The following is an 11,972-nucleotide window of genomic DNA, read 5'->3' on the forward strand; positions in this document are numbered from 1 at the left end:
GTTCCACATGGTTCTACCAGTGGCGCCCCTTACTCCGGTGATAGATGAGCGCCGCTCGCAGGCAGTGTGCAAGTGGTCCTTCGGATAATTGGGCGGTCGCTGGCACGATGAGCGCCCGATTGCCCTCGAACTCGAAGGCATCGGAAAAATGCGTTCGGAACGTTTCCACCAGCGTTGTTCTACAGTTGAAAAACACCGCACATTTGTCGGGCGCGTTTTTCGACGTCCCCAGCCTTATGGTTGTACCGCTTTTGCTCTGCTCGGTGAGATAGGCCGGTTCGCTCCATTTGAGCGTTTCGGTAAGAGGGCCTAAGCCTTCGGTTTGTGCGGCAACAGCAAAAATGGCCTCGCGAATCTCCAGCAAGCGCGCACGGATCGGGTGGGAATAGCGTGCAAGTGATTCGGCAACGGGTTTCGGGATTGGTGGGCTTGTCATCGCACGACTTCGAGGGGCAGGTGGATGTCGGTACGAAGTTCATTTTGCGGCACCTCACGCGGGTCGTTGAGATAGGCCTCGAAGATCGGGGCATCGCCGGGTTCGTAGCCGGAAGCCGGTAGCCACACACCCAGAAACCACCGATAGGCGCCGCGCATATTTGCGTAGGGGCCGGTATAGGAGAGCTTTGCATAGGGCCCGCCGCGCAGAACGGTTTCCACCAGTGGGGCGTCTATAGGTACATCCTGAGCAACCGGCAGGCAGGCGCGCGAACGCAATTCCTCCTCTGGCCCCAGGTCGGGATCGTCGAAGAAGACACCGATCATCGTGGGTTGGGCAGGAAGGGTCTGACGCGCGACAAGCTCAGCGAAAAGTTGCCCCATCGCATGGTCAATCTCCATATAAGAGCCTGTGTGATCGACGCTGGCGCAGCGCCGCTCCGGCAAAGTTTCCACCGCCACTGGAAAACCCTCCGCATCGCCAGCGGCGCTGGCGGCCTTGAAGCCTGCATGAGCGCCTTTCTCGCGATAGGCGGTCGGAGTGGTTCCGAACGTTTGCTTGAACGCGCGTCCAAATGTATCGGTTGAACTATAGCCTGCCCGCTCCGCGACCGCTTCAATGTCCAATTCCGAGTTGGCCAGCCGGTCCGACGCGCGCTGGAGTCTCAGCCTGCGGATTGTCGCGGCGATCGTTTCCCCACGCATGGCCGAATAGATCCGGCTCCAATGATAGGGGGAAAGGCAGGCGACTTCCGCGAGCCGGTCGAAGGACAGGTCTTCCTCAAGATGAGTATAGACGTAGTCCAAGACCCGATTGAGGCGAGTGTGATAGCTTTCCTGAGTATGATCTTTGAGCATGGCAATTCATTCCTGTCGCGCTTGAAGTCATACAGAGCCTCGCATGATGCGGGCAGGCAAATCCTGCGGAAGTTATGGGGATACAATTGAAAAGGGCGGCCCGAAGGCCGCCCCTGGAACTCCAATCAGCCCAGACCAAGCCGGCGTTGCCACCAGCCCTTTTTGGGTTTGGTCTCGCCTTCCTCGTCAGTCGAGGATGAAGAGACAACGATTTCATCAGCAGGCAATTCACGCTTTGGCCGTGAGGGCTTTTCGGCCTCTTGCACCGGTTCCGGTTGCGGCTCGGGTGCCGGTTCGGCCGCCGGGGGTTGATCGGCACTCGCGGTTTCAGCCACGCTTTCTGCTTCAGGCTCGGCCTTGGCCTTTGTCGCCCGCTTGCGCGGCGCGCGCGGTTTCTTGGCTGGCTTTTCAGCTTCTTCAGCCTTCTCTGTGTCGGTGCTTGCTGCCTCGACGCTTTCCTGCGCTACGGCATCAGTACCGGCTTCGGCTTCAGCAGCCTTGGCTTTGGCGGATTTGCGCGGACGGCGGGCGCGCTTGGGCTTTTCCTCGGCATCAGCGACAGCGTGTTCAGCGCCTTCCCCAGAGATGCGCGGTTGCGTAGCAGCTTCGGGCGCTGCATCGGCAGAAGGCATGACGTTTTCGGAAGGCTTTGCCATTTCCCGATCTTCAACAGCGCCCATCGCATCGGCGTCACTAACGTCGTTCTGCTCGTCTGCGCCTTCGGCGCCACGCTTGTTGCGGCGACCGCCACGGCGACCGCGGCGGCGGCGCTTTTTCGGCTGATCGTCGTCATCGGTCGATTCTGCCTCGACGCTCTCAGTCTCGGCTGTCTCTTCGGATTTCTCCGCCTCTGGGTCTGCAACGGCCTGTTGTTCGCTGACGCCATTGCCGCTGCCACCGCGACGACGACGGCGACGACGCTTGCCGCGGCTCGAGCCTTCTTCGCTCTTTGCGGTTTCGCGCTCTTCCTCTTCTTCTTCCACGACTTCTGCGACTTCGGGCTCGTCGTAATCGTCGATTGATGCGGAGTCGGCGCGAATATGAGCGGCCTTGACGTCGGGCGCCATGGCGCGGGCCTCACCACGTTCGATGTTGAACTGGCTGCCAACGAGATTTCCAGCAGATGAAATGGTGATTGTCAGGCCGTATTTGGCTTCGAGACCGATCAGAATATCGCGCTTGGTATTGAGGATATAAAGCGCAACGTCAGTCGGCATGTTGACGTTGATCGAGACGCCGGGCTTGCGCAGAACATGGTCTTCAATAGCGCGCATGATCATCAGGGCGAGCGATGAAACCGAGCGCACAAGGCCGGTGCCCGCACAGGTGGGGCAGGTGTGCGTCGAGCTTTCGAGAACACCGAAGCGGATGCGCTGGCGGCTCATTTCCATCAGCCCAAAATGGGAGATGTGACCAACCTGAATGCGGGCGCGATCGTTCTTGAGGCAATCCTTGAGCTTGCGCTCGACAGCGCGATTGTTGCGCTTTTCCTCCATATCGATGAAGTCGATCACAATAAGGCCCGCAAGGTCACGCAAGCGCAATTGCCGCGCGATTTCCTCGGCCGCTTCCAGGTTGGTCTGGAGGGCGGTATCCTCGATATTATGTTCCTTGGTCGCCCGGCCCGAGTTGACGTCGATGGAAACGAGCGCTTCGGTCGGGTTGATCACGATATAGCCGCCCGACGGAAGGGTGACTTGCGGATGGAACATGGAGTCGAGCTGCGACTCTACATTATAACGCGAGAAAATTGGCGCATCGTCTTTATACCCCTGCACATTCTTGGAATGGCTGGGCATTATCATGCGCATGAAATCTTTCGCTTCGCGATAGGCTGCATCGCCGGCAACAAGAACTTCGGTGATGTCCTTGTTGTAGAGGTCGCGAATGGTTCGCTTGATCAGGCTGCCTTCCTCGTAAACAAGGCAGGGCGCAGAGGATTCCAGGGTCAACGTGCGCACATTTTCCCAAAGGCGCATCAGGTACTCAAAGTCGCGCTTGACCTCGGCCTTGGTACGGCTGGCACCAGCGGTACGCAAAATAACGCCCATACCTTGCGGCACTTCGAGCTCCGACGCGATTTCCTTGAGACGCTTGCGATCCGCTGCACTCGTGATCTTGCGTGAGATGCCGCCGCCACGCGCCGTGTTTGGCATCAGGACGGAATAGCGTCCGGCGAGGGAGAGATACGTGGTCAGAGCCGCGCCCTTGTTGCCACGTTCTTCCTTCACGACCTGCACAAGCAGAACCTGACGGCGCTTGATGACTTCCTGAATCTTGTATTTGCGCTGATTGCGGCGCGGGCGCTCCTGAAGGTCTTCGAGCGCATCGCCTTCGCCAAGCTGCTCTACCTTCTTACCGCCATTTTCACCATCGTCGCCATTGTCATCGGCAGAGGCCATTTCGTCCGTTTCGGCATCGGACTCATCGCCGTTGTCGTCGCCATTGACGTCGATAGGATCGGCTTCTTCGAGTTCTTCTTCCTCGGCGCGCATAAGCGCTTCGCGGTCGGCGACCGGGATCTGGTAGTAGTCAGGATGGATTTCCGAGAAGGCGAGAAAGCCGTGACGGTTGCCGCCATATTCGACAAAGGCGGCCTGCAGGGACGGTTCTACCCGCGTAACTTTCGCGAGATAGATATTGCCCCTCAATTGCCGCCGTTCGGCGGATTCAAAGTCGAATTCCTCTAGTCTGTTACCGCTTGTAACGACAATCCGTGTTTCTTCCGGGTGGGTGGCATCCACCAGCATTCTTTTTGTGGCCATAAAGTAAAACTCCACGCGCTCGCGCGCCAGGCGTGGTCCATGCCATGGACTGGACGCGGGCGCCATGCGAGGCGAATATCATGTGTGTGATAACGCTCAGGGCGTTTGCTGTGTGCAGGGCAGGGGTCAGCGTGAAATTGGGCAGCAGGCTGCGGCATACGCTCGTAATCGTCGTGCCTTGTGCCAGCGTCAAACCCATCCGACCTCGTCCTTGAAGGTGACCGGTGAAATTCCGGTTACACCACCTGCCGGCTGCCTGGGGCAGCCGAAAGTCCTTGTAATGTGTATGCTTTTCCGTATTTGTCGCGCGTACTGGGCAGTAACATGGTCCGAAGCATTGCTTCCGCTTGGTTTCTGCCTTCGCCGCAGACGGCATAACATCACCCTATTGTCCTTACGGGTGTTCCTCAAGGTTGGCAATAGGAAAGTCTTTTAACAAGGGCTGACAGGGTGTTGGGCTGCACTTATGGAGGTTTGATGTCAGATTGCCCGAAATTTGCCGGAGAATCACTTATGGTGCGCGCGAAATGGAGTGGTCTATGGCGATGATCCGGACGCGGTTGGCGTCAATTTTTGGCGTATTGCTTGTTGGGTTCGTTGTCGTTCTGGCCTTGGTGCTCGCCCCGTCAGCGCAGGAAAGCGACAGCGTGGAACCCGCGGATGGTTCCGACGCCGTTCCTGTGGTGCTCGATGCACGAGTAACGACGACCCAGGAGCGTGGGCGACTGGTGATCGATCTTTCCATGCCGACTGAATTTGGTGCATTCACAGTAACCGGGCCTGACCGGGTGATTGTAGAATTGCGCGGCGAACTCGATCCCGATGCAGACGAATTCGGTGCCTTGGCTGGTGAGGGCATGGTGTCCAGCTACAGTCTGGCGCCCAGCGTTGTGGGGCGCGTGCGTGCCGAAATGGTTCTGGCAGCTCCGGCGCAGATTCAGCAATCATACGTGCTCGAACCATTCGAGGACCAGCCGGCGCGCCTGGTGATCGATCTGATTCCCGATAGCGCTGCGAATTTCGCTGCCAACGCAAGGACGTTGCCGGGTGAAGCCAGCGAAGCGGCGGCGGCACAGCCTGATTCCCTGCCACAACTGGACGGCCAGGAAATGGCGCCGGGCGAGACGGCGACCGCCGACACGACAACAAGGCCGCTGGTCGTCATCGACCCCGGCCATGGCGGGGTGGATAGCGGTGCGCGATCGGCTTCCGGACTGGAAGAAAAAAACATTGTGCTGGCGTTCGGTTTGAAACTGCAAAGGCTGTTGGTGGAAACCGGCCGTTTCGATGTGGCGCTGACGCGGGACACTGATGTGTTTCTAAGGCTCGACGAGCGTGTTTCTCTGGCGCGGGCCAATCAGGCGGATCTATTCATTTCGTTGCATGCTGACTCTTTCGATCAGCAGGATGTCCGGGGCGCAAGCGTTTATACGCGGGGTGACCTTGCAACGGACGCGCTTGACCGCGCGCTGGCGGAAAATGAGAACAGAGTCGATCTGATCGCTGGTTTCAGTCCTCCCGACGAGCCAGCAGTCGTTGACGTACTCGTTGATCTTTTGAGCCGGGAAACGCGGCGCAAATCGTTTCTGGCTGCCAAGGCGCTTGTCGAGCAGCTTGAACCCTCGATCCAGTTGCGGCCTTTTCCGCAACGGCAGGCGGACTTTGTTGTGCTCAACTCACCCGACGTGCCTTCAGTTCTGATCGAATTGGGCTTTCTCTCCAACAGCGACGATACTGCAAACCTTACCACTGACGCCTGGCTCGATAGGGTGGCCGCGGCACTCGCGCGCGGGGTCGCGGTCTATTTCGAGGAACAGGGCTTTCTTGAAAGCGACGAGCGCTAGCGTCGTTCACCGAGCTGTGTTCGCGTAAATTTCTGGGAATCATCCACATTTTCGCCCCGGTCTGGTACTTTTAGATTCGACGGAGGGTGCCGCACGGTGGTTGCGGTCTAGGTCAGGACTTAATTGATGTTTCGATTGCTGAGCTGGCTCTTTGGACTTGGCGCCTTTTTCGGGATAGCCGCCATTTGCGGGGCAGCGTATTTCATTTGGATGCTCAGTGCCGATCTGCCCGATTATACGGTGCTCCGGGACTATCAGCCGCCGGTCACGACTCGCGTTCACGCCGACGATGGTGTGTTGCTGGCGGAGTTCGCTCGTGAGCGGCGCCTGTTCCAACCGGTCGAAACCATGCCGCCGCATGTTATTCATGCGTTTCTGTCGGCCGAGGATAAGGACTTTTACAACCATTTCGGGATCGATGTGGCGGCAGTCGTTCGCGCAGCCCGCGATAACGTGATGCAACTCATCGAAGGGCGCGGTGGTAATCTGGCCGGGGCCTCGACTATCACCCAGCAGGTGGCCAAGAATTTCTTTCTAACCGCCGACCAGACCATGGAGCGCAAGCTGCAGGAAGCCCTGCTTGCCATCCGCCTAGAGAATACGTTTTCCAAGGACAGGATTCTCGAACTTTATCTCAACCAGATCTTCTTGGGCTTCAATTCCTATGGCGTTGCGGCGGCGGCGCTCAACTATTTCGACAAAGCACTTTACGAACTGACATACGCAGAGGCGGCCTATCTCGCCGCTCTGCCGCGCGGTCCGGCGCTCTATCACCCGTTCCGGCGTCCCGAGGCGGCCATCGAGCGGCGCAATTGGGTGCTCGACCGGATGCTGGAGAACGGTTTCATTACCGCTGACGTGGCCGGGGACGCGCAAAACGAGAATCTGAACGTCGTGCCGCGCATCGGCGGCTCGCAGCTTTATTCTGCAGAGTATTTCACAGAGGAAGTGAGGCGCCAGCTCGCAGGTCTTTACGGTGAGGAGCAACTCTATGGCGGCGGCATGTCGGTGCGGACGACGCTTGACCGGCAAATGCAGGAACACGCGCGGCGGGCGCTGATGAACGGGTTGATCCGTTTCGATCAGGCGCGCGGATTTCGCGGTGTGGTCGCGACGATTGAACTTGAGGAGGATTGGGGGACATCGCTGGCCGCCATCCGTCCTCTCCGGGACGTGCCCGAATGGCAGTTGGCTGTCGTGCTGGAAATGGAAAACAACCTCGCCCGCATCGGACTGAGACCTGCTATCGATGTGGACGGGCGCGTGACTACCGCGCGCATCACTGGAGAACTACCAGGCTCCGAAGTATCCTGGGTTCGTCAGCCGCTCGGCCAGATCATGGATGTTGGCGATGTGGTTTACGTTGAGCCGGTGCCCGGAAAGGACGGCATATATACGCTGCGGCAAGTCCCTGAAATTGAGGGCGCTATTGTTGCCATGGACCCCCGAACAGGGCGTGTTCTGGCAATGGTCGGCGGGTTTTCCTTTGCCGAATCCCAGTTCAATCGTGCAACGCAGGCCATGCGGCAACCGGGCTCATCGTTCAAGCCACTGGTTTATGCGGCTGCCTTGGCGAACGGCTATACGCCCGCGTCGGTGGTGCTGGACGCCCCCCTTGAAATGCGCAATACCGACGGCTCTGTCTGGAGGCCAGAAAATTACGCCGGGCAATTTTACGGACCGCAAACATTGCGTCGTGGGATTGAGCTTTCCCGCAACGTGATGACCGTGCGGCTGGCGCGCGATCTCGGAATGCCCATGATCGCCGAATATGCGCGGGCTTTTGGCGTTTACGACAACATGATGCCAGTGCTTTCCATGTCGCTGGGGGCAGGGGAGACGACCGTGATGCGCATGACCGCTGCCTATGCGACGATTGCCAATGGCGGGCGCAAGATCACGCCCACGCTGATTGACCGCATTCAGGATCGGTATGGCGCTACGATCTATCGTCACGACGAGCGCATATGCGAGGGGTGCGCACAATCGGAATGGCGCGGGCAAGGTGCGCCGACAATCATAGATAACCGCCCTCAGATCATCGATGGCATGACCGCATATCAAATAACATCGATGATGGAAGGCGTGGTGCAGCGCGGAACGGGCACGGCCGTGCGGCGCGTCAATCGCCCTGTGGCAGGCAAGACCGGTACAACGAACGATTACAAAGACGCCTGGTTCGTAGGTTTCACGCCGGAACTGGCGGTTGGCGTTTATGTCGGTTATGACACGCCGCGCAATATGGGCCGGGGCAATACCGGCGGTGAATTGGCGGCGCCGATCTTTGCCGATTTCGTCGCCGCGGCCCTGGAGGGCGCACCACCGACACCCTTTACCCGTCCCCCCGGCATGGTTGCCGAATGGGTGGATTTGCAAACCGGCGTGGCCGCAACGGCAGGCAGCTCAGGCATTCAGGAGTTTTTCAAGCCGGGTACAGGCGCAAATAGCTGGTCTTCGATGATGGGGATTGGTGCGGACGCATTTGTAAACCCTGAGCGTGGGCCGCACACCTCGCGCTTTGAAACGGGACGCAGCGGGTTGTTCTGATCCATTTAATGTCGCGAACCGGTTGATTGCCTAGCCCTTTCTGGCTAGACCTCACGCGAAAACAAGTATTGGACGACAAAAAATGCGTGCAGACGTTCAAAAGACCGTGGATCAAATCCAGCAGGCCCTAAGCCTGCTGAGGAGGCATCTTTGACTGGGATACAGCTCAAAGACGTCTAGACGAACTCAACGCCCGCTCCGAATCGGGCGACCTGTGGAACGATCCCGAAGAAGCACAGAAGGTGATGCGTGAGCGCCAGTCGCTCGAAAGCGCGATCAATTCCGTGCGTGAGCTTGAAACGGGTATTAGCGACAATCTCGAATTGATCGAGCTTGGCGAGGCCGAGGGCGATAGTGAGGTTGTGGCGGAGGCCGTTGCTGCGCTTGAAACTCTGGCCGCTCACGCGGCGCGTATGCGCGTCGAAACCCTGCTTTCAGGGGAAGCGGATGGCAACGACTGCTATGTCGAAGTCCATTCGGGAGCCGGTGGAACCGAAAGCCAGGACTGGGCGCAGATGCTGTTTCGCATGTACACGCGCTGGGCAGAGCGGCGCGGGTTCAAGGTGGAAACGGTTGAGTATCAATCCGGTGAAGAAGCCGGAATCAAGTCCGCCACGATTCAGGTCAAGGGCCATAACGCTTATGGCTGGCTCAAGACCGAGAGCGGCGTGCATCGTCTTGTCCGGATTTCACCCTATGACAGTCAGGCGCGGCGGCATACGAGCTTTTCGAGCGTATGGGTCTATCCGGTAATCGACGACTCAATCGATATCGAAGTCAATGAATCCGATTGCCGTATCGATACCTATAGGGCGTCTGGAGCGGGCGGTCAGCACGTCAACACCACTGACTCGGCTGTCCGCATCACGCATATTCCAACCGGCATCGTCGTGCAGTGCCAGAACGAACGCAGTCAGCACAAGAACCGTGCGCAAGCCTGGGACATGTTGCGCGCCCGGCTCTATGAACTCGAACTGCAAAAGCGCGAAGAAGCGGCCAATGCGGAAGCAGCCTCAAAGACCGAAATTGGCTGGGGTCACCAGATCCGCTCTTATGTCTTGCAGCCCTACCAGATGGTCAAGGACTTGCGGACCGGCGTTGAAAGCACTGCGCCTTCCGATGTACTTGACGGCGCGCTCGATCCTTTCATGGAAGCATCGCTGGCCCAAAGGGTTGGTGCAACTCTCGGTGAGGATGAGTAGGGGATATAGCGGTAGCCGGTGATTGGGCTTACATTCGGGGCTAAAGCCTTCCTGTTTCGATTGAATCAGAACAGCGGCTTCTCAAGTCTTAGCCTTGTCGCGCTTCCAAACCGAATAAGTGGTTCCCACATATTTTGGAAGCACTCTAACGAATGGAGACACAATCATGACCTGGCTGCCGCATCACGACCCGATCCTTGGCGATAAGCAAAGCTGTGACGCACTCGAATTGGTAGTGGTACCACGGACCCGCGATCTGGGGGACGGGTTTGCCGTTCGGCGGGCCTTGCCTCATGGCAAGCGCCAGATGGTTGGCCCCTTCATCTTTTTCGATCATTTCGGGCCGGTGCAATTCATCCCCGGACAGGGGATGGACGTCAAACCGCATCCCCATATCGGACTGGCGACAGTCACCTATCTTTTCGATGGCAAGATCATGCATCGCGACAGCGAGGGCAATGTGCAGGAGATTGTTCCGGGCGCTATGAACCTGATGACCGCGGGGCGCGGCATTACCCATTCGGAACGGACCCCGGAAATCGAGCGCGCGGCCGGGCAGAAAATGCTGGGGCTGCAAAGCTGGATAGCGCTGCCCAAAGACAGGGAAGAAATCGATCCGGGCTTTCAGCACTTTTCATCGCGGGACCTGCCAATTGTAACCGATAATGGCGTTCGGGCCCGGATCATTGCCGGCAAGGCCTTTGGCAAATCATCAAGCGTCTCGACGGTCTCGGACTGGTTCTATGTGGAGGTTACGCTTGGCGCAGGCATGAGTGCGCCACTCGATAACGACTATGAGGAGCGGGCGATCTATCTTGTTGAAGGCGAGGTGGAAATCGCAGGTGATATGTTCGAGGGCCCCCGGCTGCTGGTTTTCCGGCCTGGCGATCCGATAAGCGTGAAGGCAACGAAGCCCTCGCGCATGATGTTTCTGGGCGGCACCGCGCTCGAGGGGCCGCGCTATATCTGGTGGAATTTTGTGTCATCCAGTCAGGAGCGAATTGAGCAGGCCAAGGAAGACTGGAAAATGGCCCGTTTTGGCGCAGTTCCCGACGAAACTGACTTCATTCCATTGCCGGAGAAGTCGTTCTAGCTCCAGCCATGATGCTAAAGAAATTGCGTAAGAGCACGTCCGGCTGCAAGAAAGCGACTGGGATCGATGGCGTTGTCGTTGCGGCGAACTTCAAAATGCAGGTGAGGGCCAGTTGAACGTCCGGTTGAGCCGGATAGGCCAAGCTGCTGTCTCGCAGCAACTTTCTGTCCAACATGTACCGCGATTGCGTTGAGGTGGGCGTAGCGGGTCACGATGCCGTTGCCATGATCGATATCCACCATCTTGCCGTAGCCGCCGTTGTTGCCGGCGAAAACAACTTCGCCAGCGGCAGCCGCGCGAATGGGTGTTCCGCTCGGTGCGCGGAAATCGATTCCGGCATGAAATGCGGTGCGCTTGAGAAACGGGTCGGTGCGGTTGCCGAAATTGGAACTCACTGTAATGTGGGATGGGACCGGGCGCCGGATTGGCGCGGCGGCAAGGGCTTCCTGGGCCGACTGAAACTGTGACAGCGCCTGCGCCACGGCGTTTGCTTCATCGATGATGGACAGCTCGTTGTTGCTTCGCGGCGGCACAAACGGGCCGCCAATACCTGTTTTTGCGGCAAGGTCGGGCGCGAGGCCGACTGTTTGCAGACCCGATACGATTTCGTTGGTGGAAAGCGTTGCGGCATCCGAGAGCGCAACCAGCGCTTGCCGCGTTTCTTCCTGCATCGTGATGAGCGCGCGTGCCAAATCGGGCGCATTTTTGATTTCCGGCAGAGGGGTCAGGCGACCGGTCACGAGGTCTGTCGAATGATCGCTGTCGCCGGACTGTCCCATGGCGATGCCCATTTCGCGGGCCATCTGGGAGAGCGCGCGCACATATTCGTGCTGTTCGGCCAGGACTTCCTGCTGCTGAACAAGCTCGTGCATTTGCAAATTCAGGTCGCCCATCTGCGCATATTGGCGTGAGTGCAGGCGGTCCACTTCAAGACGAAGTTGCACGATGCGCTGCTCATAGGCTGCAAGCAGAGCGGAATTGTCCTGCTTGAAAAGCGCATTGATTTCGGGCGCCAGATAGAGCGCCAGACCCATCGCAATATTACAAAAGAGCAGCAATGCACATGTGCAATAAAGCACGGCATAGCCACGCGCCGTGCCCTTGGACGGACGTTGCTTTTGGCGCGCGCCAAATTGTTGGTTTGCTGGTCCTGAACGCAAAATCGCCCCCGGATACGCGTGTGCTGTCCGAGGGCAACTATGGCGCCCTATGGTTAGTAAAGACCTAA

At 58.3% G+C, this 11,972-nt stretch carries 8 protein-coding genes; 4 read left to right on the forward strand and 4 right to left on the reverse strand.

From position 1 onward, the window contains the following. Positions 1-13: 13 nt before the first annotated feature. From EO133_RS01020 to EO133_RS01030, 3 genes are all read right to left on the reverse strand, one after another. The gene (locus tag EO133_RS01020; protein ID WP_127070744.1) at positions 14-436 is read right to left on the reverse strand and encodes a DUF1801 domain-containing protein; all 423 of its coding nucleotides are present in this window, start codon (positions 434-436) and stop codon (positions 14-16) included. Then, positions 433-1,293, reverse strand: a complete 861-nt coding sequence (locus EO133_RS01025) for an AraC family transcriptional regulator (RefSeq protein WP_127070746.1) — start codon at positions 1,291-1,293, stop codon at positions 433-435. Before EO133_RS01025 ends, EO133_RS01020 begins: the two co-directional genes overlap by 4 nt. Positions 1,294-1,418: 125 nt before the next feature. Further along, a complete protein-coding gene (locus EO133_RS01030) occupies positions 1,419-4,058 on the reverse strand; it encodes an Rne/Rng family ribonuclease (protein ID WP_127070748.1) in 2,640 nt (879 codons plus the stop codon). Positions 4,059-4,597: 539 nt separating this feature from the next. Here EO133_RS01030 and EO133_RS01035 point away from each other — a divergent pair. The 4 genes from EO133_RS01035 to EO133_RS01050 all read left to right on the forward strand — a co-directional run bounded on the left by EO133_RS01035 (position 4,598) and on the right by EO133_RS01050 (position 10,744). Beyond that, positions 4,598-5,902: an N-acetylmuramoyl-L-alanine amidase gene (locus EO133_RS01035; RefSeq protein ID WP_164734824.1), complete on the forward strand. Its 1,305-nt coding sequence runs from the start codon at positions 4,598-4,600 to the stop codon at positions 5,900-5,902. Between the two features lie 126 nt (positions 5,903-6,028). Continuing rightward, positions 6,029-8,449 carry a penicillin-binding protein 1A gene (locus EO133_RS01040; RefSeq protein ID WP_127070752.1) on the forward strand — a complete coding sequence of 807 codons (2,421 nt, stop codon included), beginning with the start codon at positions 6,029-6,031 and terminating at the stop codon, positions 8,447-8,449. An 82-nt stretch (positions 8,450-8,531) separates the two neighbouring features. Further along, positions 8,532-9,651, forward strand: a protein-coding gene (gene prfB, locus EO133_RS01045) for a peptide chain release factor 2 (RefSeq protein WP_127070753.1) whose coding sequence is annotated in 2 segments (ribosomal slippage) — positions 8,532-8,600 and positions 8,602-9,651 — 1,119 coding nt in all. Because the reading frame shifts where the segments join, the coding sequence is not laid out codon by codon here. Positions 9,652-9,817: 166 nt separating this feature from the next. After that, a complete protein-coding gene (locus EO133_RS01050; RefSeq protein ID WP_127070755.1) occupies positions 9,818-10,744 on the forward strand; it encodes a pirin family protein in 927 nt (308 codons plus the stop codon). 14 nt (positions 10,745-10,758) lie between these two features. Here the strand turns inward: EO133_RS01050 and EO133_RS01055 are convergent, their stop codons facing one another. Then, positions 10,759-11,904 carry a M23 family metallopeptidase gene (locus EO133_RS01055; protein WP_244640864.1) on the reverse strand — a complete coding sequence of 382 codons (1,146 nt, stop codon included), beginning with the start codon at positions 11,902-11,904 and terminating at the stop codon, positions 10,759-10,761. Positions 11,905-11,972: the final 68 nt, after the last annotated feature.

Origin of the sequence: Pelagibacterium lentulum (assembly GCF_003992625.1) — a bacterium.
In the GTDB taxonomy this organism is placed as follows: Bacteria; Pseudomonadota; Alphaproteobacteria; order Rhizobiales; family Devosiaceae; genus Pelagibacterium; species Pelagibacterium lentulum.

What these genes read in the sequence shown, in the direction of transcription:
- EO133_RS01020 (WP_127070744.1), bottom strand. Translation starts at nt 436, where the DNA reads ATGACAAGCCCACCAATCCCGAAACCCGTTGCCGAATCACTTGCACGC.
- EO133_RS01025 (WP_127070746.1), bottom strand. Translation starts at nt 1,293, where the DNA reads ATGCTCAAAGATCATACTCAGGAAAGCTATCACACTCGCCTCAATCGG.
- EO133_RS01030 (WP_127070748.1), bottom strand. Translation starts at nt 4,058, where the DNA reads ATGGCCACAAAAAGAATGCTGGTGGATGCCACCCACCCGGAAGAAACA.
- EO133_RS01035 (WP_164734824.1), top strand. Translation starts at nt 4,598, where the DNA reads ATGGCGATGATCCGGACGCGGTTGGCGTCAATTTTTGGCGTATTGCTT.
- EO133_RS01040 (WP_127070752.1), top strand. Translation starts at nt 6,029, where the DNA reads ATGTTTCGATTGCTGAGCTGGCTCTTTGGACTTGGCGCCTTTTTCGGG.
- EO133_RS01050 (WP_127070755.1), top strand. Translation starts at nt 9,818, where the DNA reads ATGACCTGGCTGCCGCATCACGACCCGATCCTTGGCGATAAGCAAAGC.